General features: G+C 73.1%; 24 protein-coding genes, 1 tRNA gene and 1 pseudogene. 13 read left to right on the top strand and 13 right to left on the bottom strand.

Annotated elements, in window-relative coordinates; genetic code table 11:
• Positions 1 to 46 precede the first annotated feature (46 nt).
• Together E9565_RS03440 and E9565_RS03435 are read right to left on the bottom strand one after the other, a co-directional pair.
• Positions 47 to 424 (bottom strand): hypothetical protein, encoded by a 378-nt coding sequence (locus E9565_RS03440; RefSeq protein ID WP_236834065.1) that lies wholly within the window; start codon positions 422 to 424, stop codon positions 47 to 49.
• 158 nt (positions 425 to 582) lie between these two features.
• A complete protein-coding gene (locus E9565_RS03435; protein ID WP_236827799.1) occupies positions 583 to 1,227 on the bottom strand; it encodes a class I SAM-dependent methyltransferase in 645 nt (214 codons plus the stop codon).
• Between the two features lie 409 nt (positions 1,228 to 1,636).
• Here E9565_RS03435 and E9565_RS03430 point away from each other — a divergent pair, with 409 nt between their 5' ends.
• Positions 1,637 to 2,239, top strand: coding sequence for a cadmium resistance transporter (locus tag E9565_RS03430; protein WP_236827798.1), 603 nt, complete (start codon positions 1,637 to 1,639; stop codon positions 2,237 to 2,239).
• Between the two features lie 714 nt (positions 2,240 to 2,953).
• On the opposite strand, the gene E9565_RS03425 is transcribed toward E9565_RS03430, so the two are convergent.
• Entirely contained in the window at positions 2,954 to 3,529 is a 576-nt protein-coding gene (locus E9565_RS03425) for a C40 family peptidase (RefSeq protein ID WP_236827797.1), read from the bottom strand.
• A 653-nt stretch (positions 3,530 to 4,182) separates the two neighbouring features.
• On the opposite strand from E9565_RS03425, the gene E9565_RS23055 reads away from it, so the two are divergent.
• Complete coding sequence (locus tag E9565_RS23055) at positions 4,183 to 5,205, top strand: C40 family peptidase (RefSeq protein WP_236827796.1); 1,023 nt, start codon at positions 4,183 to 4,185, stop codon at positions 5,203 to 5,205.
• Positions 5,206 to 5,274: 69 nt separating this feature from the next.
• Positions 5,275 to 5,610: pseudogene (locus E9565_RS23050) on the top strand (DUF305 domain-containing protein); the annotation flags it as partial.
• Positions 5,611 to 5,652: 42 nt separating this feature from the next.
• Here E9565_RS23050 and E9565_RS03410 read toward each other — a convergent pair.
• From E9565_RS03410 to E9565_RS03400, 3 genes are all read right to left on the bottom strand, one after another.
• Positions 5,653 to 6,324 carry a hypothetical protein gene (locus E9565_RS03410; protein ID WP_236827802.1) on the bottom strand — a complete coding sequence of 224 codons (672 nt, stop codon included), beginning with the start codon at positions 6,322 to 6,324 and terminating at the stop codon, positions 5,653 to 5,655.
• A 186-nt stretch (positions 6,325 to 6,510) separates the two neighbouring features.
• Entirely contained in the window at positions 6,511 to 7,296 is a 786-nt protein-coding gene (locus tag E9565_RS03405; protein ID WP_236827795.1) for a M23 family metallopeptidase, read from the bottom strand.
• A 1,232-nt stretch (positions 7,297 to 8,528) separates the two neighbouring features.
• Positions 8,529 to 9,173: a hypothetical protein gene (locus tag E9565_RS03400; protein ID WP_236827794.1), complete on the bottom strand. Its 645-nt coding sequence runs from the start codon at positions 9,171 to 9,173 to the stop codon at positions 8,529 to 8,531.
• 469 nt (positions 9,174 to 9,642) lie between these two features.
• Between E9565_RS03400 and E9565_RS03395 the strand changes: the two genes are divergently transcribed.
• Entirely contained in the window at positions 9,643 to 10,845 is a 1,203-nt protein-coding gene (locus E9565_RS03395; protein ID WP_236827793.1) for a site-specific integrase, read from the top strand.
• Positions 10,846 to 10,946: 101 nt separating this feature from the next.
• On the opposite strand, the gene E9565_RS03390 is transcribed toward E9565_RS03395, so the two are convergent.
• Both E9565_RS03390 and E9565_RS03385 read right to left on the bottom strand, forming a co-directional pair.
• Positions 10,947 to 11,031: transfer RNA gene (locus tag E9565_RS03390), tRNA-Leu, on the bottom strand.
• 68 nt (positions 11,032 to 11,099) lie between these two features.
• Positions 11,100 to 12,137 carry a diguanylate cyclase gene (locus tag E9565_RS03385; protein WP_236834064.1) on the bottom strand — a complete coding sequence of 346 codons (1,038 nt, stop codon included), beginning with the start codon at positions 12,135 to 12,137 and terminating at the stop codon, positions 11,100 to 11,102.
• 87 nt (positions 12,138 to 12,224) lie between these two features.
• Here E9565_RS03385 and E9565_RS03380 point away from each other — a divergent pair, with 87 nt between their 5' ends.
• The 3 genes from E9565_RS03380 to E9565_RS03370 are packed head-to-tail and all read left to right on the top strand — an operon-like array spanning position 12,225 to position 14,857.
• Complete coding sequence (locus E9565_RS03380) at positions 12,225 to 13,550, top strand: M20/M25/M40 family metallo-hydrolase (protein ID WP_236834063.1); 1,326 nt, start codon at positions 12,225 to 12,227, stop codon at positions 13,548 to 13,550.
• A 12-nt stretch (positions 13,551 to 13,562) separates the two neighbouring features.
• Complete coding sequence (locus E9565_RS03375; RefSeq protein WP_236827790.1) at positions 13,563 to 14,372, top strand: SDR family oxidoreductase; 810 nt, start codon at positions 13,563 to 13,565, stop codon at positions 14,370 to 14,372.
• A gap of 38 nt (positions 14,373 to 14,410) precedes the next feature.
• The gene (locus tag E9565_RS03370; RefSeq protein ID WP_236827789.1) at positions 14,411 to 14,857 is read left to right on the top strand and encodes an SRPBCC domain-containing protein; all 447 of its coding nucleotides are present in this window, start codon (positions 14,411 to 14,413) and stop codon (positions 14,855 to 14,857) included.
• Here E9565_RS03370 and E9565_RS03365 read toward each other — a convergent pair whose 3' ends face one another.
• Complete coding sequence (locus E9565_RS03365) at positions 14,858 to 15,430, bottom strand: class I SAM-dependent methyltransferase (RefSeq protein WP_236827788.1); 573 nt, start codon at positions 15,428 to 15,430, stop codon at positions 14,858 to 14,860.
• Between the two features lie 166 nt (positions 15,431 to 15,596).
• Between E9565_RS03365 and E9565_RS03360 the strand changes: the two genes are divergently transcribed.
• Positions 15,597 to 16,508, top strand: coding sequence for an NADPH:quinone oxidoreductase family protein (locus E9565_RS03360; RefSeq protein WP_236827787.1), 912 nt, complete (start codon positions 15,597 to 15,599; stop codon positions 16,506 to 16,508).
• A gap of 80 nt (positions 16,509 to 16,588) precedes the next feature.
• Positions 16,589 to 17,431 (top strand): pentapeptide repeat-containing protein, encoded by an 843-nt coding sequence (locus E9565_RS03355; RefSeq protein WP_236834062.1) that lies wholly within the window; start codon positions 16,589 to 16,591, stop codon positions 17,429 to 17,431.
• On the opposite strand, the gene E9565_RS03350 is transcribed toward E9565_RS03355, so the two are convergent.
• Complete coding sequence (locus E9565_RS03350) at positions 17,424 to 17,627, bottom strand: DUF5703 family protein (RefSeq protein ID WP_236827785.1); 204 nt, start codon at positions 17,625 to 17,627, stop codon at positions 17,424 to 17,426. The two genes, E9565_RS03355 and E9565_RS03350, sit on opposite strands and share 8 nt — an antisense overlap.
• A gap of 131 nt (positions 17,628 to 17,758) precedes the next feature.
• On the opposite strand from E9565_RS03350, the gene E9565_RS03345 reads away from it, so the two are divergent.
• The 3 genes from E9565_RS03345 (at position 17,759) to E9565_RS03335 (ending at position 19,567) form a co-directional block, all read left to right on the top strand.
• The gene (locus E9565_RS03345; RefSeq protein WP_236827784.1) at positions 17,759 to 18,031 is read left to right on the top strand and encodes a hypothetical protein; all 273 of its coding nucleotides are present in this window, start codon (positions 17,759 to 17,761) and stop codon (positions 18,029 to 18,031) included.
• A 275-nt stretch (positions 18,032 to 18,306) separates the two neighbouring features.
• On the top strand, positions 18,307 to 18,660 hold the full coding sequence (locus tag E9565_RS03340) for a hypothetical protein (RefSeq protein ID WP_236834061.1): 354 nt from the start codon (positions 18,307 to 18,309) through the stop codon (positions 18,658 to 18,660).
• Between the two features lie 109 nt (positions 18,661 to 18,769).
• Complete coding sequence (locus tag E9565_RS03335; protein ID WP_236834060.1) at positions 18,770 to 19,567, top strand: DUF2470 domain-containing protein; 798 nt, start codon at positions 18,770 to 18,772, stop codon at positions 19,565 to 19,567.
• On the opposite strand, the gene E9565_RS03330 is transcribed toward E9565_RS03335, so the two are convergent.
• Together E9565_RS03330 and E9565_RS03325 are read right to left on the bottom strand one after the other, a co-directional pair.
• On the bottom strand, positions 19,564 to 21,534 hold the full coding sequence (locus tag E9565_RS03330; RefSeq protein WP_236834059.1) for an AAA family ATPase: 1,971 nt from the start codon (positions 21,532 to 21,534) through the stop codon (positions 19,564 to 19,566). The genes E9565_RS03335 and E9565_RS03330 overlap by 4 nt on opposite strands.
• A complete protein-coding gene (locus E9565_RS03325; RefSeq protein WP_236834058.1) occupies positions 21,531 to 22,511 on the bottom strand; it encodes an aldo/keto reductase in 981 nt (326 codons plus the stop codon). Before E9565_RS03325 ends, E9565_RS03330 begins: the two co-directional genes overlap by 4 nt.
• A gap of 161 nt (positions 22,512 to 22,672) precedes the next feature.
• On the opposite strand from E9565_RS03325, the gene E9565_RS03320 reads away from it, so the two are divergent.
• Complete coding sequence (locus E9565_RS03320; protein WP_236827779.1) at positions 22,673 to 23,539, top strand: undecaprenyl-diphosphate phosphatase; 867 nt, start codon at positions 22,673 to 22,675, stop codon at positions 23,537 to 23,539.
• Positions 23,540 to 23,593: 54 nt separating this feature from the next.
• Here E9565_RS03320 and E9565_RS03315 read toward each other — a convergent pair whose 3' ends face one another.
• Complete coding sequence (locus tag E9565_RS03315; protein ID WP_236834057.1) at positions 23,594 to 25,135, bottom strand: hypothetical protein; 1,542 nt, start codon at positions 25,133 to 25,135, stop codon at positions 23,594 to 23,596.
• Positions 25,136 to 25,299 lie beyond the last annotated feature (164 nt).

Genomic DNA, 25,299 nt, shown 5'->3' with positions numbered 1-25,299 from the left:
GGAATGATCACCCCGAACGAGGCCGAGGAGGCCCACTACGCTGCCCTCATCCCGCAGGAGCAGCCCGTATGAGAGCGGCACGAAACCTGGGGCGCTTCAAGCTGCTGCGCATGCGCCCGCCCATCGCCGTTGCCACCGCCAGGGCCCACTGGTCGATGATGAACAGGCCCCTGACGCCCGTGGTGCCGGATGTGGTGGTCACGGTGTAGCCGTCCAGGAAGGGGCGCCCGACCAGGGTGGGATCGGCGACGAACGCCTCTACCGCCGCCCGGGTCACCCGCCGGTCGGTGACGGCCTCGTCGAACCGGACCATCAGGTCGCGCTTCCCGGTCACCGGCAGCAGTGAGGGGTCCTCGATCGGATCCGGCAGCCCGGCGTACCGCTGCCGGTAGTAGGGCGACCGGCTCCGGGCGAAGGCGACCATGTCGGCCAGCCGGGCGCTCTGACGGGCCGCGACCGCGGCCGGACCGCCGCGATATGCACGGCGTGCGTCGAGTAGCAGGCGGACCACGTGCGGGTCGGCCGATGCGTCCGGCGCGGAGGCGAATCGCCGGGGGAGTGAAAGCGGTATGGGCGGCCTCCTCAACCGAGCGGAGGAGCCGGCCGGTCACCGACGCCGAGGAGATAGTGGCCGCGGATCCGAGTCAGCCACCGCTGGCCTACGACCAGGCCCTGCCGCTCGAGCTCGGCGATGAACTCTGCGGCGGTGAACCGGTCGTGGGTCGGGTGGTCGAACAACCACCGATACCCCCGGGTGGCCAGCGCATCGGCGGTCACCTCGTCGAAGTAGAAGCGGCCACCCGGCCGCAGCACTCGAGCGACTTCACCTACGGCCGCGCGCCAATCTTCGACGTGGTGCAGGATCCCGAACTCGAACACCGCGTCATAGCTGCTGTCCACCGCCCCCAGCGCCTGCCGCAGGTCGGTCACGTCCCCGGTGACGAGCCGGACCCGGTCGCCATAGCCGGTCAACCGTCGGCGCGCACGTTCGACCATCTGAGGATCGAGATCGACGGCGTCCACGTTGTCGGCACCGAACTGTTCGAGAACCAGTTCGGTGCCGTAGCCGGCGCCGCAGCCCAGTTCCACGACCCGTGCCTTCGGTGGCAGCCTGCCGCCGAGCCGCAGCAACGCCGGGGTCTCGTACCACCGCTGCAGCGCCCGTCGCGGCCCGCTGTTCACGAGTGCGGTCTCTATCCGGTTCATCAGCATGCCGGGGTCACCCATCGCTTGAACGCAGTACTATCGTCCCAGAGCGATGAGTAGCAGGGTGTCTTCCCTCTGTCCAGCCCCTCGCCGACTGGCACGGCGGCCCGGCGCGCCGTCGTCGCCCATGGTGGGTCTGCGGTAGCCCGGTGCCATCCGCGCGCTCCGTGGGCGCATCATCGGCACACTTTGCTAGCATCGTTAAATGGCGATGAACCGGACGGCCTGCGTTACGCATGGCTCGTGCGGACACGCACCTTGTGACGGTTCGAAGCCCGCTTATTCGTCATCACATCCAAGCGATGGCTGACGACTCGGTGCCGCAGCACGGTGGCTCCTCCTCTCCCAGAGGGCCCAGTGGCTGGCCACTTTTCCGGGCGCCAACCTCTCGCCGGCCGACCGATGCCGGTGCTCGACACAGAAGGCAGTGATGGAACTCCTCACCTGGACCCTGCAGGCTCTCGGCCTGTTCTTGGCCACCAACATCGACGACATCATCGTGCTGTCGCTGTTCTACGCCCGGGGCGCCGGCCAGCGCGGCACCACCGCGAAGATCCTCGTCGGCCAGTACCTCGGATTCGGCGCCATCCTGGCCGCGGCGGTGCTCGTCGCCCTGGGCGCACGCACCTTCCTGCCCGAGGAGGCCATCCCGTACTTCGGACTCATCCCGCTGAGCCTCGGCCTGCTCGCGGCCTGGCGGGTCTGGCGCAGTGATGACGACGACGATGACGAGGGCAAGGTCAGCGGCAAGACGCTCAGCGCGCTGACCATCGCCGCCGTCACCCTCGCCAACGGCGGGGACAACATCGGGGTGTACGTGCCGGTCTTCGCCACCGTCGGCACTGCGGGCATCCTCGCCTATTCGGTCGTCTTCCTCGCTCTGGTGGCCGTGTTGGTCGCCGCGGCGCGCTTCGTCGCCACCCGCAAGCCGACCGCGGAAGTGCTGGAGCGTTGGGAGCACGTGCTGTTCCCGATCGTCCTGATCGGGCTGGGCATCGTCATCCTCGTCGAGGGCGGAGCCTTCGGCCTGTAGAACCCGGCGAGCGGAGCCGCATCGCCCCCAATGCCCGATGCGGCTCCGCGCCCGCGTGTCGGCGCTGTCGCCACGCCCGGCGACGAGTCACCAGGGGCTCTGGTGCACCTCAGCCCGTCCCTCTGCCATGCGGCCCGCTCCAAAAAGGGACACTCATGCCCCACGACGTCATCGCCGGCGGTGGAAGCGCCGGTTACGCGAGCGCTCTGCGCTCCGCCCAATCGGCCATGTGCGTCGCCCTCTTCGTAGGCGACAAGCTCGGCGATATCTGTTTGCACCGTGGCTGTATCCACCAAGGCGCTGCTGCGCTCGGCGGGGCGAGCGATACCGTGCGGGGCAGCTCCGCGGTGGGTGTGCTGAACGGCTTGGACAGCATCGACATGTCTGCCCTGGACGAGTTCGGGGACGGCGTCGTCGGCCGCCTGTACGGACGCCGGAGGTGGCCGGTCCAACGGCGTCGTGCTGGGGGCAAGCGCGCGCCATCCGGCGGTTATTGTCACCCTGGCCGAGATTCCGACGGGCGCAGGCGGAGGCGCCACCAGTCGTGGTCGCCAAGTGCTGACAGCCGGATGCTTGGACGAACCGGAGGCAACGGGCCCCTGACGAAGAGAAGCGCACGTCGAGTCGGCGTTGAACGGCGTGCACCACTGGGGCGGCTCGACACCTGGCTCGGCTCCGGCGAAACAGCCCCTCATTCACTCGCTAGGCGTCTGCCTAGGGGAGTACGCGGCGGATCACGGTGGGGTTGCCCACTGGCTGGATCTTGACGACCTCACCCGGTTGAGGCGCGGCGATCATCTTGCCGTCACCCATGTATATCCCTACGTGGTCGATGCCGGGCCTATCCGGCGAATAGTCGAAGAACAGCAGATCCCCGGGGCGCGCCTCTCCCATCGATGGGACCGCTCGTCCGGCCGTCGCCTGCTGGGAGGAGACCCGTGGGAGTTCTATGCCTTGGCTCTTGTAGACCAACTGGGTGAATCCGGAGCAGTCGAGACCTTTGGCGGGATCGGTGCCGCCCCAGAGATAGGGCACTCCGAGATACTCGCGCGCCTTGGCCACGAGGGCGGACCCGCCGTCCGTTCCGCCGACCGCGAGCGTCGGACTGCTCGCGCCGGCAGACGAGCTCACGGCGTTCGGGGACGGCAGCGGAGCATCCTGGCTCAAGCCGGCGGCGGCGGCGGCAGCGGACGCCCAGTCGCTCGATGTTGCGCGAGGTCGCGTCACCAGCGGCGCAAGCTGCGCCTGGATCTCGGCGATGCGCGACTGCACCTGGGCAAGGCCGTCCATCAGCGGGAGCCCCGCCGCAGCCGGCCGGTGCCGGTGTCAGCGCCGCGGGAGGTGCAGCTGTCGCCGACAGAAGCCTGGCCCATCAGGCTGGGTCGCGTCGAAGTCACGACTAGGAACGGTAGTAACCGTCGATGCGGATCGCCGGGGGGCTCGCCGCAGGGTTATGCGGACCTTCATCCTGAGCCTCCGGGCTCCCTTCCGACCGACTAGCCGCATCAGTCCGTCGCGGCCCGACCGAGCCGGGCCATCGATGTGTCCCGCGGCCAAGATCACCAGCGATCAGACCTCAATGAGGTCTCACACCCGGCGTGACCAGCCCATAGTCTCGATCCGGCGGCTTGAGGTGACATAGCAGCGTCCCGGCCGTCCGCCTTGCCGTGTGGGCAGGCATTCCTCGCTGTGGACGAGGGCGCGCCCCTGGTGAGGGGGCGCCCTCCTGCATAGCCCACTGCTCGACAACCGGTTCCGGGCCCGCGGTCGCACGTACGGGGCGGGTGCACGCTCCTGCGGCGTGTGTGACGCGCGTGATGCCACGGTGCACTGTGCCGAGCGCGCCGTGCCGTACTTCTCGACATCGGCTCCCTACCGTCCGTTGACGACGCGCACGGAACGCGGCCCCTGCCCGGGCCCGGCGCAGCTCACGGAGGCCACCGGTGCAGCTCTCGCGCACGACCACCCCACGCCGTTCGCGGGCGGTCCTCGCGGTCGGAGCGCTCGTGGTCGCCGGCGCCCTGCTGTCACCATCGGTGGCCTCCGCTGAACCCGGGACCGCCGCAGAGGCCATGGAGCAGGTGCGGCAGGCGGCTCAGCAACTCACGTTGGTCGACGCGCAGATCGACGAGGCCGAGGTGATCGTCGCGGGCCATCAGGAGGCGGCGCGCGCTGCCGCCGCCGAGGCAGCCGACGCCCGGCGCAAGCTCGACGCCTACGAGCCGCAGCTGCGCGCCATCGCTCAAAGCGGCTACATCGCCGACAATCAGTCGCGCGTGGCGGCCTTCCTCAGCAGCGAGTCCGCGACCGAGCTCGTCCAGCAGATGGCGACGCTCGACGCGATTGCCGACCACACGAACGCGATCATCGCCGAGGTCGCTCTCCTCCGGGAAGCGGCCGAGCTGGCCGAGGCGGAGGCGGCCCAGGCCGCCGTGACCGCCGAGGCGGCGCTGGCTCAGCTGCAGGCGCAGCAGGCGGAGGTGCAGGCGCGGATCGGGCAGTACGAGTCCGACTTCGCCCGGCTCACCGCGGAGGAGCAGGCCGCGGTCACCACCGCGATCGCCGGTCCCACGCTGGCTGCGCCGAAAGTCGCCGAGCTACCCGTCGTGCCGGGCAGCGCGAGTGCCACCGCCATCGAGACGGCCCTCGCCCAGGTCGGCGATCCCTACGTTTGGGGAGCGTCCGGGCCGGACGGCTTCGACTGTTCCGGCCTGACCTCCTATGCATATGCGGCTGCGGGAGTATCACTGCCGCGCGCCAGCCGGTCGCAGGCGACCGTGGGCCGGGAGGTCTCGCGCGGGGAACTGCAGCCGGGTGACCTGGTGTTCTTCTACGACCCGATCAGTCACGTCGGTCTCTACATCGGCAACGGCCAGATGGTGCACGCCCGGACGTTCGGGCAGCCTGTCGCCGTCACGACCGTCGATCAGGCTGGCTACCGGTTCGGGCGCCGCCTCGTCGGCTGATATCGAGGATGTGAGGCGAGCGCGGCGGCTGCCGTTGCCGCCCCTTCGGGGGAGCTGGCCGATACGGCGATGCGGGCGATGACGTGCATATCGGTCGGCAAGAAGGCAGCTGGTGGGTGGGGGCCCGATCCACGCCGTCGGAGTGTCCGTCAGGCGGAGGTGCAGTGCCCGGAAGACCAGCAGCCTTCCGCATCCGGCCAGCGGCGCAACATGATGCGCCACCATCAGGGCGCCAAGGACATGGCCGAGTACGCGGCCGCCAACGCCGCACAACCCGCGCTCACGGCGCCGGCTCGGACCATGGCCGAGACCCAGACGGCAGAGGTCGAGACGATGACCGACATGCTCGCCGCACGGGGCGGCACCCCCCCTGCCGGCGCGGTGACTTCCGCCGTGGACGGCGGCGCGGGTGGTGGATTCCATGTCGTGGTCACGGCTGGAGGGGCGTCAGGCAAGGACGCCGGTGAACCACAGCGCCCAGGTCAGCACGCCCACGGCGAGCAGTGCGTTGGTGGCGCGGCCGCGCCAGGTCTGCGCCAGGAGAGCGGTGAGGGCGGCGAGGGTGAGCAGCTCGGCCGCGACCGTCGCCGTGCCCAGCGCCCCCGGACCGTGCCCGGCATCCACCGGTTCTCCGGCCATGGCGACGGGACCGTCGGAGCGAACCACCCCGGTGGAGAGGTCGACCCCGGTTGCAGGGTCGACCCCCGAGAACCCGGGCGCGGTTCCGCCGTGCCCCGAGGACGACGAGGAGTGCCCACCGGCCCCTGACCCGTCGGTCACGGCGAAGGCGTCGAGCAGATCGGTCGTGTAGGAGACCAGATAGAGGCCCAGCAGCGCCACGGTTCCCAGCAGGCCGAGGATCACCAGACGATGGTCCGGCGGCGACCCGGCCCAGCTGCGCACCACCAGCCACGCCGCGAGGCCGAGCTGGGCAGCGGCGGTCAGCAGGAAGAAGCCGACCGCGAGCTCGCCGGCCGGCACGTGGTCGACCGCCGCGGCGATGTGCAGGGCGCCGGCCATGGCGAGGCCGAGGGCCGCAGCAGACAGCCAGCGTCGTAGGGTGCGGCCAGGGCGGGTCCTGTAGTTCCGAGCGGCGGGCTCCTCGGTCAGCGTGGTCATCTTGGGCCTCCTCGCTGCCCCGCAAGCAGTGACAACCTGGAGCCTTGCCGAGTCCTCTCCCAGCTACCAGTCGCATCCAGGGGAGGAGGCGTCCCCGAAATGAGGGGGTTCGAGGGCGACTATCGGTCATTCGCCATCAGCGGTGCTCCGTCGGAGCGAGGCGATGGTAATCCATCGAGTCCCGGGTCAGCAGCCGCTGATGCTGACGCCGCGGGCCCGGAGCCACGGCACCGGGTCCACGGCCCCGCTGTACATGGCGCCGTTCGGGTGCACCTCGAAGTGCAGGTGCGGGCCGGTCGACTGGCCGCGGTTGCCGACCTCGGCGATCTGCTGACCGGCGACCACGCGTTCCCCGGCGTTGACGAAGTAGCGGTTGATGTGTCCGTAGACGGTGACCGCGCCGTCGTCGCCGAGGATGTAGACGGCCAGCCCGAATCCCGTCGCCGTTCCGGCGCGCTTGACCACGCCGGAGGTGGCCGCGTAGATCGGGGTGCCGATGGGGGCGGCGATGTCCAACCCGTAGGTCATCGTCCCCCACCGCGGACCGAAGCAGCTGCTGACCCGTCCGGACGTGGGCTTGACGTAGTTCGACGATCCGGTAGCGACAGCACCCTCCCGGGAGGAGTCGGCGGAGCCGGTGCCGGCGGCCGCGGCGCGGGCCGCAGCGGCCTCAGCGGCCGCCTCTTGCGCAGCCCGGGAGGCGGCCGCGGCGGCGGCGGCCTCCTCGGCAGCCTTCTGCTCCTGCCACTGCTGGTAGGCGTCGCGCGCCCCTTGAAGCTCGAGGACGCGGATCTGGGCGGCCTGCAGCTGCTGCTCATAGCCGGTCTTCTCGGCGGTGACCTGGGTGTAGGCGGCCTGCTGAGCGGCCACCTGGGCATCGGAGGCGGCCTTGGCCGCCTCGGCCTCGGTCTCCGCGGCGGCCATGGCGTCCCGGGCGGCTCGGGCCGCGGAGTCGGCGTTGGCCTGCTGCACCCGGGCGATCTCGAGCTGGTGGAGGACGTCGACCTGGGTGTCCCCGACGTAGTCCAGCAGCGCCGCCGGATGAGCTCACCGGGACCGGCGGAGTCCAGCGGCGCCGCGGTGGTGGTCAAGGTGCTTCCGGTCATGTAGCTGTCCCGGGCGAACGTCCCGAGGCGGGCCACGGACGCGTCGATGGCGTCCGAGGCGATTTGCAGTTGGGCGGCGGTCTGGTCGGCGGTCGCCTGAGCTTGTTGGAAGGCCTCCTCGGCGGCGAGGTAGGCCGCGGTGGCCGCCTCGGCCTGCACAGTGACGCGCTCCAGTTCGGACTGGGCGGCGGCCACCAGCGCGGCGATCCGGCCGACCTCGGCGGCGGCGGCGACCTGCGCGGACTGCGCGGCGCCGATCTGCGTGTCGCTCGGGTTCGGGGGCGGTGGCGGGACTGCCACGGCCGGAGCTGTGCTGCCGAGCGGGATTGCACCGCTCAGCGCGCCGACGAACACGGTCCGTAGCCCACCGGCACGCCGAGACGTCGGACGCACAGATTCGGAGCGCGGTGCGCCCCATGGGCGGCGCGCGCTTCGCGGTGTGGTGGACCGGCGTGAGCCCGGACGGCTCGACAGCATGTCGCTCCCTGGGGAAGAGGGTGCGGCGTGGAAGAGCTGACGCAGCGTCCCAGCGTGACCGTCAGTAACAAAGGCAACACGCGGAGCGACTGACACGCTCAGATGGATGGTTCGGCTTCTGCGCCTTTTGCTTCCGTTGTCGTCGGATGTCGAGACAACCTTGAGTGCCCGCAGGAATCGCCCCGTCGGACGGCGCACCTCCCGGCCCGTCAGGTCGGCGGCTCCGGCGGGCACTGCGCGGCCCAGGAGGCGCGGTGAGGACGACAGTTGTCCAGTGGACGCGTCCGGCGATCTCCGCGCCCCCAGGGTGAGGCAGAACCGTAGGCTGCGGTCGCCCCAGGACAGGCAGTGGCCCTGGACCGGACCGATCGGTGGCTCAAGTCCGACGGTGCCGGTGGGCAGTGCCGCTGCCGCCCCGGCGAGGGGATCCGGCCCTCACACTCCAGGCAGAACCAGTTTCGCTAGTTCGAGGGGCAAGCACGTCAGCGAGCTTGGCCGCACTGCCGGCGGGAGGCTTCGCGTACCCATTGAGGCGAGCAGTGACGAACTGTAATCCCCTGGCCCGTTGCCGCTTTCGGAGCTACATCGGTAGTCGTTGGGCGGCCTGAGACGACCTGGTGTTCAGTCGGTCACGTTCTCCAGGGCCAGGAGGTCGTCGATCGTCTGTCGTCGTCGGATGAGTCGTACAGCATCTCCATCGAGGAGGACCTCAGGTGCGAGTGGCCGTGAGTTGTAGTTCGACGACATGCTGGCCGCGTACGCCCCGGCGTTCATGAAGACGACGAGGTCGCCGACTACGACGGCCGGCAGTGGTGCGTGCTGAACGTCGCCGTCCGGACTCTGGGTGAAGACGTCTCCTGATTCACACAGGGGCCCGGCCAGCACTGTGGCCGACACTTCCGCGTCACGCCTGTCTCCCTCGCGGGTGATGACCTCGGTGCCGTGACTGCTGCCATACAGGGCAGGCCGGATGGGACCGTTGAAGCCAGCGTCCACCAGGACGAATCGGTTCGAGCCCATCCGCGTGAACGCACGGACCTCGGCGACGAGCACTCCGGAGTTTGCGACGAGGAAGCGCCCCGATTCAATCTCCAGTCGCACGTGGTGGCCCAGGTGAGCGGCTAGTTCATCGCGTGCGTCGTCCCAGAGCCAGAAATACCGGTCCGTGTCCACAATCGGATCGGCGGCTGTCTCCCTGACGGTGAGGCCACCTCTCGCGGAGATGGCGCGGACGTCGTGGTGGATCCTCTTGGCGTCTCGGACCATCGATCCGCACACCGCTCGAGGTTTCCGTAGTCCACTCCTGAACCGATGTGCATGTGCAGCCCGATCAGGTCGAGACCGTGACGATCGACAGACTTAACCACGTGGGTCAGGTCCCGGCGAGGCCCCGGTCAAGAGAAGGCCAGCGAGCATGCGGCGTGCCGTTGAGCGACAAGACGTCGCTGTCGGTCGGGACAGACTTCGTCGGCGCGCGAACTACCCCATGGAGGCCCTACCGGAGAATATCGGGAGGAATTCGGTAGGCCGCTCGTGAAGGGTTTCGCGGGTACTGGCGCTCGGCCGCGCGGTTGGGTTGCTGACCGTGGTCCACAGCGTCGAGTCGCGTCCACAGATGCAAGCCGGCGCCGGCTGTCGGGCTGCCCCTGGTTGTTCCGTAGTCGTAGGCAGTGGCTGCCTATAGAAGTCATCCGGCTGGCAGCGAGTGCGCGAGGTCGAACGATGGAGGTCTGTGATGGCGAAGCCACGGAGACGGCAGGCGGGCGAGGGCGGGATCAGCGAATACATGACCAAAGCTGGCCCACGCTTCCTGATCAAGTTCACGGCCCAGCGGGCCGACGGGACAAAGCGCGTCGTCCTCAAGCGCGGCTTCAAGACCAGGAGAGATGCCGCTGCGGCTCTGCGCGCGGAAGTCCGCAAGACCGAAGTAGGGGAGTGGGTCGAGCCGTCGAAGCACCGTCTCGACGCCTACCTGGCCGAGTGGGTTCAGGCCCAGCGGCTCAGCCCTTCAACCCTGGCCTCGTATCGGAAAAACATCCGGCTGCACATCGATCCGTACCTGGGTTCGCAGCCGGTCGCCCGTCTCACCGGTCCAGGGGTGGACGCCTGGATGCGCAGGCTGGAGGAGTCTGGCCGGGCCGACGGCCAGGGCGGCCTCTCCGCCCGGACGGTGCGTTACGTCTACACCATCCTGCGGTCGGCGCTGGGCGACGCGGTCAAACAGGGGCGGCTCTCGGTCAATCCGACCGATCGGTCAACACCGCCGAGCCCGTCGGAGGCCCGTCCACCGGAGATGCAGGCGTGGACGGCGGCCGAGCTCGGCCGGTTCCTTGGCTGGGCGGAGGCCCGCGACCGGGACCTCGCAATGGGGTGGCGGCTGCTCGCGGCGACCGGGATGCGCCGTGGAGAGGCACTGGCCCTGCGCTGGCGCGACGTCGACCTGGACGCCGGTCGGCTCGCGGTGCGTCGCAGCATCGGCGTGGTGAAGACCAAAGGTGCCGGTGAACGCCTGGTCGAGGGCCCGACCAAGACGGGTCGGGCACGCGTCGTCGATCTGGACGCGGGCACGGTGGCCGCGCTCCGTGCCTACCGCGCAGCTCGCGGACTGCTGGCACTCGACCTCGTGCGTGACTCGGCGCTCGTGCTCAGCAACCTGGACGGCAGCCATCGGCACCCCGAGCGGTTCTCCCGCCGATTCGCCGGCCAAGTTGTCCAAGCGCGGAAGGCGCTGGGGGTGGAGCGGCTGCCGGCAATTCGGCTGCACGACCTCCGCCACACGCACGCCACGCTGCTGCTGGCCGACGGCGTGCCGGTGAAGGTCGTCTCGGAACGCCTGGGCCACGCCAGCGCCACCATCACGCTCACCGTCTACCAGCACGTGCACCCCGGCATGGGCCGTCAGGCGGCCGACCGCTTCGCCGCGCTGCTCGAGGGCTGATCCGGGTCGCGAAGTATCACGCGGGTATCACGAAGGCCTCGGAGCCTCCGAAATCGAAACACCCCGGGCTCCTGACCTGCAGGAACACCGGGGTGAGGCTGTGTCCGAGGGGGGACTTGAACCCCCACGCCCGATAAAGGGCACTAGCACCTCAAGCTAGCGCGTCTGCCATTCCGCCACCCGGACGAGTGCGTGGAGAAGACTACCTGACCGCCGGGCGCCGATCACGCACCCCCCGGCGGCGTCGTGGCGGGTCAGCCGGCGGCCAGCGCCACCCGGCCGCGGCCGTCCCGCTTGGCGTCGTAGAGGGCGGCGTCGGCCGACGTGTACAGCCCCCGCCGGTCGCGCGAGTGCCGCGGGAGGTGGGCCACGCCCAGGCTGATCGACAGCGAGAGCAACGAGCCGTCGGGCAGCGCGAAGGGCTCCGCGCGCACCGCATCCAGCAGCTCCGCGGCACGCCGGGCGGCGACCTCCCGGGCGCACCCGGGCAGCAGCACGGCGAGTTCGTCGCCGCCCAGCCGCGAGAGCACCGCGTCCGCGCTGCGGATGCGGCCGCGCAGCACCCCGGCCAGGTGCACCAGCACGTCGTCGCCGACCGGGTGCCCGTAGGTGTCGTTGATCGTCTTGAACGAGTCGACGTCGATGAGCACCAGCGCCGTGCCGCCGGGCACCGGGCGGTCCAGCGCCCGCCCCAGCGCCTCGTCGAACGCCCGCCGCGTGGCCAGCCCGGTGAGCGAGTCCACGGTGAGCTGCCGCTGCAGCGCCGCCACCAGCCGCTCCTGGGTGCGGCCGGCGCGCACCAGCAGCGCGGCGATCACCGCGAGCAGGGAGCCGAAGAAGAGGAAGTCCGCCAGCGCCAGCGGCGCGGGCAGCAGCACCAGCAGGGTGACCAGGTCCGCGGCCAGCGCGCTCGCCGTCACGAGCACCACCGCGGGCGTCCGCAGGTGCACGGCGCTCCAGAGCACGGGGAACGCGTAGAACGCCTGGGCTCCGGCCGAGACGTCCGAGGTCAGCAGGTTCAGCGTCCCGGTGAGCACCACGGCGCCCAGGCCGAGCACCAGACCCATGTGCCACCGGTCCAGCACGACGGGGTCCACCAGCCGGCACACCGCCGAGGCGCCGACGAGGGCGGCGATCCCGACCCAGTGCGCGAGCGACGCCGCGGTCCCGCCGTCGGACTCGTAGAAGACGGGCAGGACCAGCAGGATCACCGCGCTGACGGCCAGCAGGGCGGTGGCGTGCCGGGCAGCGGCACGGGGCTCACGGGCGCCGAAGGCGCGCAACGACCTCACGCACAGGGTGATCGGCCGGAGGTTCCGGACGCCCGAGTACCCGATCACCCACCCGGGTGAACCGGCCGGGGTGGCACGATCGCGCCCATGGCCGACACCCCCGCCCCGCTCGCCGGCGCCCAGGACGAGGTCGCCGGGCTGCTCTCCGAGCTGATCCGCATCGACACGACCAACACCGGCAGCACGGCGACCAGCGCGGGGGAGCGGAAGGCCGCGGAGTGGGTCGCCGGCAAGCTCGACGAGGTCGGGATCAGCAGCGTCATCCACGAGTCCGAGCCGGGCCGGGCCAGCCTGGTCGCCCGCATCCCGGGCACCGACCCCGGCCGCCCCGCGCTGCTGGTGCACGGCCACCTCGACGTCGTCCCCGCCGACCCCGCCGAGTGGAGCGTGCACCCGTTCTCCGGCGAGGAGCGCGACGGCTACATCTGGGGCCGCGGGGCGGTCGACATGAAGGACATGGACGCCATGGTGCTGGCGCTCGTGCGCGACTGGGCCCGCACCGGCGTGCAGCCGCCCCGCGACATCGTGCTGGCCTTCGTCGCCGACGAGGAGGCCGGCGGCAAGCTCGGCGCCCACTTCCTCGTCGACGAGCACCCCGACCTGCTCGAGGGCTGCACGGAGGCGATCAGCGAGGTCGGCGGCTTCAGCATCACCGTCCGCGACGACCTGCGCCTCTACCTCGTCCAGACCGCCGAGAAGGGCCTGGCCTGGATGCGGCTCACGGCGGGCGGGAAGCCCGGGCACGGCTCGATGCTGCACGAGGACAACGCCGTCACCCGGCTGTGCGAGGCCGTCGCCCGCATCGGCGGCCACCGCTTCCCCCTCACCCTCACCCCGCCGATGCGCCAGTTCATCGCCGCGGTGGAGGACGCCTACGGCATCGAGGTCGACCTCGCCGAGCCCGAGCTCGCGCTGGCCCGGCTGGGCAGCATCAGCCGGATGATCGGGGCGGCCCTGCGCAACACCGCCAACCCCACGATGCTCGACGCCGGGTACAAGGCCAACGTCATCCCCGGCACCGCGAGCGCCACCGTCGACGGGCGCTTCCTCTACGGCCAGGAGGAGGAGTTCGAGCGGCAGCTCGCCGGCCTGGTCGGGGAGGGCGTGCAGCGCGAGTGGCTGGTGCACGACCAGGCGGTGGAGACGACGTTCGACGGGCCGCTGGTCGACCAGATGGTGGCGGCGCTCAAGGCCGAGGACGACGGTGCCCGCCCGGTGCCGTTCACCATGAGCGGTGGCACCGACGCCAAGAGCTTCCAGCGCCTGGGCATGCGCTGCTTCGGCTTCTCGCCGCTGCGGCTGCCCTCGGACCTGGACTTCGCCTCGCTGTTCCACGGCATCGACGAGCGGGTGCCGGTGGAGTCGCTGCGCTTCGGCGTCCGGGTGCTCGACCGGTTCCTCCGCAACGCGTGATGTGATGCGGGGGTGACCTCCACCACTCCCGCCCCCCGTCCCGGTTCCGTCGCCCTGATCACCGGAGGGACCGGCGGCTTCGGCCGCGCCCTCGCCACCAAGCTGCGCGAGCGCGAGGTCACCGTCGTCCTCGCCGACCTCGACAGCGAGCGCAACCGGCAGGTCGCCGCGGACCTCGGCTGCGAGTTCGCCGTCCTCGACGTCACCGACCGCGCTGCCAACGAGGCGCTGGTCGCCCGCATCGAGGGCGACCACGGCCGCCTCGACGCCGCCTACCTCAACGCCGGGATCTCGGCGGCCAAGAGCGACGACGTGCTCGACCTCGACGAGTTCATGCGGGTGGTCGACATCGACCTGTTCGGCGTCGTCTACGGCGTCGCCGCGGCCCGTCCGGCGATCAAGCGCGCCGGGGGAGGGGCGATCGTCGTCACCGCCTCGCTGGCCGGCCTCTCGCCGATGGCCACCGACCCGGGCTACAGCGTCGCGAAGGGCGGGGCGATCGCCTTCGTCCGCTCGATGGCCCCGCGGCTGGCCGCGGAGGGGACGACCATCTCGGCGATCTGCCCGGGCTTCGCCGACACCGCGATCATCGACCGCATCCGCGACCAGTTCACCGCGGCCGGCTTCCCCGTGCTCACCGCCGAGGAGGTCGCCGACGCGATGGTCATGGCCTGGGGGCAGGCCGAGCCGGGTGCGGCGTACGTGATCCAGCCCGGGGTCGGCACGGTGCCCTACAAGTTCAAGGGCGTCCCCAGCGCGAAGACGGCGACCGGCGAGACCGCCGTCGTCCCGGAGGCGCTGCGCCCGCCGTCGATGCGGTAGGACGTCGGGGGCACCCACCGACATCCCGGAGGCATCGGATGCAGCACCCGATCGAGACCGGCATCGACATCGCGGCGCCGCCCGGGACGGTCTGGGCGCACCTGACAGATCTGGCGTCCTACGCCGAGTGGAACCCGTTCATCCCGAGCGCCGCCGGCACCGCCGCGGTGGGGGCTCGGCTGTCGATGCGGTTGCAGCCGCCCGGCGGCCGGGCCCTGCCGATCAGGCCGGAGGTCACCGAGGTGGTCCCGGGCGAGGTGTTCGAGTGGCTGGGGCACCTGGGCGTGCCCGGGCTGTTCGACGGGCGGCACCGCTTCGAGCTGACCGCCGTGCCGTCGGGGACCCGGCTGGTGCAGAGCGAGTCCTTCAGCGGCCTGCTGGTGCGGCCGCTGAAGGGCTTCCTCGACGGCGCCACGCTCGCCGGGTTCAGGGAGATGGACGCCGCCCTGGCCCGCCGGTCGGAGCGGACCGAGCCCGCCCCCTGATCAGCCCTCGACCGGCTCGGTGCAGGCGAGCAGGAACGCCGGCGGGACGTTCCACGGGGTGACCCGCCACTGCACCGACGCGAACCGCTTGCGCAGCTCGGGCAGCAGCAGCGGCGAGTACTGGATGACGACGGTGGTCCCACCGGGGGCCACCGCGCCGGGGAGCACGTCGAGGATCCGCCGCCTCAGGCCCGGCTCGAGCGAGGTGTAGGGGAGCGCCGAGACGACGACGTCGGCGCGCGCGTCGCCCAGGTGGGCGGCGAGGTTCTCCGCCGAGTCGCAGACCACCTGGACCCGCGGGTCGTCGAACCGCTCGTCGAGCAGCTTCGCCAGCCGCGGGTCGATCTCCATGGTGATCAGCCGTGCGCCGGGGCGCAGGCGGGCCAGGATCTCCTGCGTCTGCGCCCCGGTGCCGGCACCCAGCTCGACGACCAGGTCGGCGGCGGGCACGTCGGCCATGTCCAGCATGTCGCGGACGGCCGCGCGCGAGGTCGGCAGCACCGCGCCCACCTGCCTCGGGTGGGCCAGGAACGCACCCAGGAAGCGCAGCCGGTCGGTCACGCGCTCGATCATCGGTTCCCCCTCCCGGGGCCACCAGGAGGGCGACCACCGCTGCGCACCCTGGCACGGCGGACCGCCCGGGGCCAAGCCGCCCCCGTGACGACGGTCACCGGGCATCTGGCAAGGTCGGGCCATGCGTGCATGGCGGGTACACGAACTCGGCGATCCCTCCAAGGTCATGAGCCTCGACGAGGTGGACCGGCCGACACCGGGCGAGGGCCAGGTGCTGGTGAAGGTCCGGGCCGCGGCCCTCAACTTCCCCGACGTGCTCATGGCCATGGGCATGTACCAGGAGAAGCCGCCGCTGCCCTACACACCCGGCGTCGAGCTGTGCGGCGAGATCGTGGAGACCGGCCAGCGGGTGATCGGCTCGCCGGCCGGGGGCCCGGGCGCCTTCGCCGAGTACGCGCTCATGGATGCCGCGGCCGCCTTCCCGGTGCCCGACGAGATGACCGACGAGAAGGCCGCGTCCCTCTACCTCACCTACCAGACCGGCTACGTCGGCCTGCACCGCCGGGCGCACCTGCAGGCGGGGGAGACCCTGCTGGTCCACGCCGGCGCCGGGGGCGTCGGCACCGCGGCGATCCAGCTCGGCAAGGCCGCCGGGGCCACCGTCATCGCCACCGCCGGTGGGGCCCGGAAGACCGAGGTCTGCAAGCAGCTCGGTGCCGACCACGTCATCGACTACACGACCGAGGACTTCGTGCCGATCGTCAAGGAGGTCACCGGCGGCCGGGGTGCCGACGTCGTCTACGACCCGGTCGGCGGCGACGTCTTCGACAAGTCCCGCAAGTGCATCGCCTTCGAGGGGCGCATCGTCGTCGTCGGGTTCACCAGCGGCCGCATCCCCGAGGCCCCGGCCAACCACCTGCTGGTCAAGAATTACAGCGTCGTCGGGCTGCACTGGGGGCTGTACCGCAAGCACGACCCGTCGGTCTTCACCGAGACCCACGAGCAGCTGGTCCGGCTGGTGCAGGAGGGCACGGTCGACCCGCTGGTCGGCGAGGTGCTGCCGCTGGATCAGGCGCCGCAGGCGCTGCTGAAGCTCGCCTCCCGCGACACCGTCGGGAAGGTCGTGCTCGTCCCGTAGGCGGTCGGTGCGTGTGCGCCGGCCCGGTTCTCGTCGGGAGGACCAGGCGTGGGCGCACACGCTCTAGGCTCGACGGCGTCATGCCCCGTCGATCGCTCCCGCTCGCCGACGTCCGCGCGCGCTTGCGGGCGGACTGCTCGCGCTGCGCCGGCCTGTGCTGCGTCGCCCCCGCGTTCGCCGCCTCCGCCGACTTCGCGGTCGACAAGCCGGCCGGGACGCCCTGCGTCCACCTGGCGGACGACTTCCGCTGCGGCATCCACGACCGGCTGCGCGAGCGGGGCTTCCCCGGCTGCACCGTCTTCGACTGCTTCGGCGCCGGTCAGCGGATCACCCGGGAGACCTTCGGCGGGCGGAGCTGGCGGGAGGACCCCGGGCTGGCCCGGGCGCAGTTCGCCGTCCTGCCGGTGGTGCGGCAGCTGCACGAGATGCTCTGGCACCTCACCGAGGCCGCGGAGCTACCGGCCGCGGCAGCGCTGGCCGGCGCGGCGGGGCAGCTGCGCGCGGAGGTCGAGCGCGCCGCGTCAGGGGACGCCGACGAGCTCGCCGCGCTCGACCTGGTCGCCCTGCGCGGGCGGGTCGGGGAGCTGCTCGGCCGGGTCAGCACGCTGGCGCGGGGCGGCAGCCGCGCCCGGGACCGCCGCGGGGCCGACCTGGTGGGCCGCGACCTGCGGCGCACGGACCTCCGCGGGGCCGGGCTGCGCGGCGCCTACCTGATCGGGGCGGATCTCCGCGGCGTCGACCTCGGGACGGCGGACCTGCTGGGCGCCGACCTGCGCGGCGCCGACCTGCGCGGGGCGGACCTGGGCCGGTGCCTGTTCCTCACCCAGCCGCAGGTGTCGGCCGCGCGGGGCGACGGCGGCACGCGGCTGCCCGCGGCGGTGCGCCGACCGGCTCACTGGGCGGCGCGGGTGCCGCCTAGGTGACCGGCTTGGGCAGGTAGGAGAGCCGCGCCCGGCGGCGCAGGATGACCTTGCGGGTCCCGTCGGCGTGCAGCTGGAGGCGGGCGAGCTCCCAGCCGCCGACGTCGGACTGCAGGCTGAGCATCGTGGCCGCTGCGGACCGGGAGGTACCCGGCGGGATCCGCAGCGGCGCGAACTCGTAGTCCCCGGCGGTGTCCATCGGCCCGATTGTGCCTGCCGTTCGCGCGACGGGCACGTGTCCGTCACCTCCCTCACACCGCCCCGGCCTGCCGGGACGGCGCCCGGGCGGCACGATGGGTCAGGAACGCACCCGCTTCTCAGGAGGACGACGTGACCGAGCCCGGTTTCCCGACCGACGTGCCCGACGCCGACCGCGCGGAGCAGGAGGCGTACCTCGAGCCGCCTGCCCCTACCCGCGCCGCGGAGGCGAGCTCCCCCTCCGGCGACGTCCCGGAGGCCGACGCGCTGGAGCAGCAGCTCGCCGCCCGCCCGGGGGAGGCCGGTGCCCCGCGCGGCCCCCTCGGCACGCGCGAGGCCGACGACGCCGACGTCCTGGAGCAGGACGCCGACGTGCCCCTGGACGACGAGGACCAGATCGGCTGAGGCACCCTCCCGCCCCTCGCGCCGCCGGCCCGCGCCCTGCCCGACGGCGCTCGCCGACCCCGTGGGCGAGCCGTCCGCCCGCCGGCCGGGGGCATGGGTAGCGCTCTGCCCACTCCGGAGGGGCAGAGCGCTACCGGCCGCGGGTCAGCACCCGTCGGTGAGGGCGCCGACCCGCAACCGCTCGTTCGCACCCGACGGGTGACATCCGCCGCTCCGACCTGCCGCGCCGGGCGCCTGCCACCAGAGTGGACGGCGGAACGCGGGGAGGAGCACCCATGACGACGGGCAGCGAGGGGCGCACGGTGCACGCCGCCGAGGTGCGTGCGGCCGAGGCCGGTGCAGGCGAGGGACCCGAGGCCGAGGTGCGCGCCGCCGCCGAGCGGTGGGCCCGGGCGGCCGGGCTGCCCGTCTCCGTGCTGGACGAGCCGGCGCGCCCGTCCACGGTCGCCCGCCTCCTCCGCGGGCTGCTGCTCGGGGCGGTCGTCGGGGGCGTGCTGGTGCTCTCGCCTGCGCAGGGCCTGGACGCCGCGCTGTGGGCCGTGCTCGCGCTGCTCGTCGGCCTCCTGGTGGGCCGCATCGCGCGTGACCGCCGCCGCCCGGTGGCCGGGGCGGTGCCCCCGCGCCCCTGAGCGCGCGCGGCCGTGCCATTAGTGCACAAAGCGCCGCTCGGGGAGTCAGGCTGGCTGGCCGACACACCGTTCTTAGGTTAGGCTGCCCTAACTCACCGAGGAGGGGTTCATGCCCAGCAGCCCGACCCACCCCGCAGCCGAGCGCCGCCCGGCGGACACCGGCATGCGGCCGGAGCCGGCCGAGCGCGCCCGCACCGTCGCCACCCGGACCGCGGCGACGATCTGCGCGCCCGGTGTCGAGGGTGGCCGGGTCCTGGCGCACACCGTCACCCGCGCCGGGCAGGTGCTGCTGGTCGTGCCGGCGGACGGGGACATCGCGGCAGCCGTCGAGCAGGCCCCCGACCAGGACCTCTCCGCGCTGCTGCTCGTCAGCGACCACGCGCCGGTGCCGCTGCACCGGCCGCTCCGGGCGCAGCTGTGGCTCTCCGGCTGGGCCACGCCCGTCCGCCCCCAGGACCAGCGCGGCGCACTGCTCGCCTTCGCCGAGACCCGCCCCGCGGAGGTGCTCCTCGACGTCGGCCGCTCCGCGCGGCTGCTCCGGCTCGACCTCGCCGAGGTGGTCCTCGGCGAGGGTGGGGAGGGCGTCGACGTCAGCCCGCAGGACTTCGCCGAGGCCCGCCCCGACCCGCTGGCCGGGGTCGAGGCCGACCACCTGCGCCACCTCGCCGGCAGCCACGCCGACGTCCTCGAGCTGCTGGCCGCACGCGTCCCCGCCGAGGTGGTCGGTCCGGCCGGCGTCGTGCGCCCGCTCGGGCTGGACCGCTTCGGCTTCCGCCTGCGCGTCGAGCGGCCGCTCGGGCACACCGACGTCCGCGTGCCCTTCGCCCGGCCGCTCACCTGCGCCGGGCAGCTCGGGGCCGCCGTCGGGCAGCTCCTCCGCGCCTCGCGGGGGGCCCGGCGGAGCTAGCCGGCTCCCTCGCGCAGCAGCTCGGCCAGCCGCGTGCGCCGCGGCCGGACGTCGACGTCGCGCACCGCCCGGGCCAGGGCCGCCCCGCTGGCGTGGACGACCGACAGGTGCTTCTGCGCCCGCGTGAGCGCGGTGTAGACCAGGGGGCGGGAGAGCATGCCGCCCGCCTCGGGCGGGAGCACCACGACGACGCCGGGCCACTCCGACCCCTGTGCGCGGTGCACCGTGATCGCCCACCCGTGGCGCAGGTCGAACAGCGCCTGCCCGTTCACCGTCACCGGGCCGGAGCTGAAGTCGACGGTCAGCGTGCCGTCGCCGGTGCCGGTGACCACGCCGACCTCGCCGTTGGCGAAGCCCACGGGGTCGAGGTCCATGTGGTTGGCGGTGGCCACCACGCGGTCGCCCGGGTCGAACCCGAACACCGCGCCCTCGCCCGGGTTCAGCTGCGCCTTGAGCGCCCTGTTCAGCTCGATCGTGCCCGCCGGCCCGCGGTGCACCGGGGTCACGACCTGCACCGCGCCGGGGTCGATGCCGAGCGCCCGCGGGATCGAGTCGGTGACCAGCTGCACCACCCGGCGGGCGGCCTCGGCGCTGCCGGTGGCGGGGACGACGACCACCTCGCGGTCGGGGGAGTCCACCGGGGGCAGCTCGCCCCCGCGGACGGCCGACGCCAGCCGGGCGATCGCCCCGCCCTCCGCCTGCCGGTAGAGGGTGGTCAGCTCGGTCACCGGGACCGCCCCCGAGTCGATGAGGTCGCCCAGCACGTGCCCGGGGCCGATCGAGGGCAGCTGCGCCGGGTCACCGACCAGCAGCAGGTGCGTGCCGTCGGGGCAGGCCTCCAGCAGGGCGGCGGTGAGCTCGACGTCGAGCATGGAGGCCTCGTCGACGACGACGACGTCGGCGTCCAGCGGCCACTCCTCGTTGCGGGAGAAGCCGCCCGAGGCGCCCTGCGCGCCGAGCAGCCGGTGCACGGTGACCGCCGGGTGGTCGGTGAGCTCCTCCAGCCGCTTGGCCGCCCGGCCGGTGGGGGCGGCCAGCGCCACGTCGGTGCCCTTGGTCCGCAGCAGCTGCACGATCGCGGCGACGGTGCGGCTCTTGCCGGTGCCCGGGCCCCCGGTGAGCAGGCTGACCCCCGCCGAGAGCACCTGGGCCACGGCCTTCTTCTGCGCCTCGTCCAGCCCCTTGGCCACCGAGCGCACCGAGGCGGGGTCGGCGATCCGCTCCGCGGCGGCGGCCAGCCGGGCCACGTTCTCGGCGACCGCCTCCTCGGCCATGCCGTACCGGGCCAGGGAGAGGCTCCGCAGCGCGGGGTCGGGTTCGGGGAGCTCTGCGTCGTCATCCCCACCCGCCCGGTCCTCGTGGAACTCCGGCTCGGGCGGCTCGTGGTCGAGCACCTCGCCGGAGTCGACGGCGGCCACGATCGCGGCCGCGGGGTCGGCGATGCCCTCGGCCTGCAGCGCCGCGACGACCAGGTCGACGGGCAGCACGGTGTGCCCGTCGCGGGTCGCGGTGCGCAGCGTGAGCCCGACGATCGCCCGCCCGCGCCGGGCGTCCTGCCGGTCGGCACCCTTCAGGACGGCGATCGCCAGCCGGTCGGCGTCGGTGAGCGTCACCCCGGAGAGCCCCAGCAGCGCCCACGGGTCGTCCCGCAGCCGGCGGGCGGCGTCGGGCCCCAGCGCATCGGCGACGCCGGCGGCGAGCTTGGCGGGCAGCCCCGCGCCCACCAGGAGCTCGACCACCTCGTAGGTGGGCGCGGCGGCCAGGAAGCTGGAGAACAGCCGCTCGGCGCGCTGCCGGCCCACCCGGGGCAGCTTCAGCAGCCGGTCGGCGGTGACGTCGTCCGGGGTGGTGATGCCGGCGGCAGGCAGCTCGGCGGCGGCGCGCTTGCCGAGCCCCGGCCACAGCCCGGCGGTGCAGAAGGCGGCGAAGACCAGGTCCGGGCCGGGGCTCGTCGGGTCGGCGCTCACCGGTCCGACCGGCGATCGGGGTAGCTGAAGTGCGGGGCGGAGACGTCCTCCAGCGCCGTGCGGATCGCCGCGGGCAGGCGGACGCTCTCGGCGTCGAGGCTGGCCTGCAGCTGCTGGGCGGTGCGGGCGCCCACCACCGGAGCGGCGACGCCCGGCCGGTCGCGCACCCAGGCCAGCGCCACCGCGAGCGGTGTCGTGCCCAGCCCCTGGGCCGCGGTGATCACCGCCTCGACGATGCGGTCGGAGGTGGCCGAGCGGAGACCGTCGATGAAGCCCTGCCACTGCGCCGAGGCCCCGCGGGACTCCGAGGGCGTGCTGTGCCGGTACTTGCCGGTGAGCAGCCCGCGGCCCAGCGGTGACCACGCGAGCACGCCCAGCCCCAGCGCCTCCGCGGCGGGCACGACCTCGCGCTCGACGCCGCGCTGCAGCAGCGAGTACTCGACCTGGGTGCTCACCAGCGGGGTCCGGCCCGGCCACGCCTTCTGCCAGGTGGCGGCCTGGGCGGTCTGCCAGCCGGTGAAGTTGCTGACGCCGACGTAGCGGGCCCGGCCCGAGGAGACGGCGAGGTCGCAGGCGGCCAGCGTCTCCTCCAGCGGCGTCGTCTCGTCCCAGGCGTGCAGCTGCCAGAGGTCGACGTAGTCCAGGCCCAGCCGCTCCAGCGACGCGTCCAGCGCCGAGACGAGGTGGCCGCGGGAGGCGCCCCGCCCCATCGGTCCGGGCCCGGTGCGCCCGACGGCCTTGGTCGCGACGAGCACCTGCGAGCGGGGGACGACGTCGGCCAGCAGGTGGCCCAGGGTGCGCTCGCTCTCGCCGTGGCAGTAGACGTCGGCGGTGTCGACGAGCGTGCCGCCGGCGTCGACGAACGCCGTCAGCTGCATGGCCGCCTCGTCCTCGTCGGTGTCACCGCCCCAGGTCATCGTGCCCAGCGCGAGCCGGGACACGACCAGCCCGCTGCGCCCCAGCGCCCGTTGCTCCACGACCGGCCAACCTACCGCCGCCGACCGCCCGCCACCCGGGACCACCGGCGGCTGCGGGGCGGCGCGCCGGGCGTCCGGGGCCGACGCCCTAGGGTGGGCACCCGTGCCCGAACGCTCCCGCTCCCGTCCGGCTGCCCGCGTCCTGACCGGGGGGTGCTGAGGTGGGCTGGCTCGAAGCCGTCGTCCTGGGCGTCGTGCAGGGGCTGACCGAGTTCCTGCCCATCTCCTCGAGCGCCCACCTGCGCGTCGTGGGGGAGGCGTTCGGGTGGGAGGACCCCGGCGCCGCGTTCACCGCGATCACCCAGATCGGCACCGAGGCCGCGGTGCTCCTGTACTTCCGCAAGGACATCTGGCGGATCGTCACCGCCTGGGTGGCCTCGCTCGGCGGGCGCCGGAAGGGTGACCCCGACGCGCGCATGGGCTGGCTGATCATCGTCGGGAGCATCCCGATCGTCGTCCTCGGCCTGCTGTTCCAGGAGGACATCGAGACGACCCTGCGCGACCTGCGCCTCGTGGCGTTCATGCTGATCGGCTTCGCGCTGGTCCTGTGGTGGGCCGACCGGGTGGGGGCCAAGAAGCGGGAGCTCGCCGACCTCACGGTGCCCCACGGCATCACCTACGGCTTCGCGCAGGCGATGGCGCTCATCCCCGGCGTCTCCCGGTCCGGCGGCACGATCACCGCCGGCCTGTTCCTCGGCTACTCCCGCTCGGCGGCGGCGCGCTACTCGTTCCTGCTCGCCATCCCGGCAGTGCTCGGCTCGGGGTTCTTCCAGGCGTACGAGGCCCTCAGCGGGGACGTGGCCGGTCCGGGCATCAGCTGGGGGCCGACGATCCTGGCCACGGTCATCGCGTTCGGCGTCGGCCTGACCGTGATCGCCTGGCTGCTGCGCTACCTGGACCGGGGCAGCTTCCTGCCGTTCGTCGTCTACCGCATCGTGCTCGGGCTGCTGATCCTGGCGCTGGTCCTGGCCGGCGTCCTGGACCCGGTGACCCCCGCCGAGGTCGCGCCCACGCCGATCCCGCGCTGACCGCAGCGGCGCCCCGGAGCCGGTCGGGCCCCGGGGCGCCGCGGGTCGTGCGGCTCAGCCCTCCGGGGTGGCGTCGAGGTCCAGCGTCCCGATCATCGCGTCGAGCACCTCGACGTTGCGCGGGTGGTCGAACCGGGGCAACCCCACGGTGTCGGCGACGAGCGTCTGCGGGCCGTCCTCGCCCTCCTCGAGGGCGATGGCGTACCGCGTCGACGGCGTGCCCTCGGGCCAGAACGTCTCCCCGGTGGCGGTCCGCTCGATCCGGACGGCGTCCCGGCCGTCCACGGTGAGCTCACGGCGGTCCTGCTCCCCGGGCTGCTCCTGGACCGCCCGGTCGAAGGCCACCGGCTCGACGGAGAAGGCGATGGCCGCCACGCGGACGTCGGTGGCGTCGGGCACGTCGAAGTCCCTCGGCGAGAACCGGCTGCAGGCCGGCACGGTCTCGCCGGCGTTGACCGACCAGTCCGCGGGGTGGTCGACCGCGAACCCGGCCGGGCTGGTGCACCGCTCGCCCAGCGGCACGCCGTCGGGCTGCCGGTCGAGGACGTCGACGACGATCCGCTGCGGGTCGGACAGCCGGGCGACGGCGAACGGCCGGCGCTCGTCCAGCCCGGCGTAGAAGGAGTACCGCCCCTCGAAGAGGGTGTCGGCGACCAGCGCCTGCAGCGTGCTGGTGCCGGCGATCTCCAGCCGCTCCCGGGCCTCCCACGGCTCGACACCCTCCGGGGCGTCGGGCGGGAGCAGCAGGCCGGACAGCGTGATGCCCAGCGTGGCGTCGCCGGGGACCTCCAGCGGCTCGCCGGAGCCCGCGCTGCGCGGGTCCTCGGTGTAGCCGATCTCGTAACCGGCCTCGCCGTCACCGGCGAGCTCGAACACGATCCGGTCGAAGCCGTCGTGGGCACCCAGCCGGACGTCGGTCAGCACCACCGGTGAGCCGCTGGCGTCGACGTCGACGTCGGTGGTGCCGCCCTCGCCGACCGGCTGGAGGCTGCCGCTGCCGTCGGGCTGGTGCAGGACGTCGACGACGAGCCGCGCCGGGTCGGTGAGGGTGGTCACCCCGAAGGGCACCCGCTCCTCGAGCCCGATCGTCCAGGCCAGCATCGCCTCGAAGTCACCGGTCCGGACCGCCTCGGTGATCACCTGGCCGCCGGGAGCGGTGAGCTGGTCGCGGCCGGTGTAGGTCCGGCGCGGCTGCTCGCCGGACAGGTCGACGCCGCTGGCCGGGCTGACCCGCACCTCGAGGAAGGCCGAGCCGGCCACGCCGACCTCCCGGCCGGATCCGTCCTCGGTGATCGGGGGCTCGACGTAGCCGACCCGGTAACCGGGCACGTCGTCGCCCTCGAACTCGAGGACGAACCGGTCGAAGTCCTCGTGCCCGGCGGCGCGCACGTCGGTCAGGTAGGCCGGGGAGCCCCCGCCGGGGAAGTCGCCCTCCTCCACGGTTCCCGTACCGGGGTCACCGACCGGTGGGAGCGGCGAACCGGCCGCCTGCGGCGTGCCGGGGGGATCGGACAGGGCGGTCGGGGGTGGGACGGTGGCGCCGGCGGTCACCAGCAGGGTGCTGGCGCCCAGCCCGGCGAGCAGCAGTCGCATCATCGCGATCTCGCTTCCGGTCTCGGGGGTCCGGTCCCCCTGGTGCCTGCCCGCCCGCCGCCGCATGCCGAACCCGGCTCGGCCGCTCGTCACCGGATCGTCACGTGCACCCGGGCGGTCCGGCCCGCGCCGTCGGGGTCCCGTCGGCGGGGGCCGGACCGGCGGGC

This window comes from Blastococcus sp. KM273129, assembly GCF_021698995.1.
GTDB lineage: Bacteria > Actinomycetota > Actinomycetes > Mycobacteriales > Geodermatophilaceae > Blastococcus.
The sequence above is the reverse complement of the archived record's forward strand: the minus strand, read 5'-3'. Positions and strand labels throughout refer to the sequence as shown.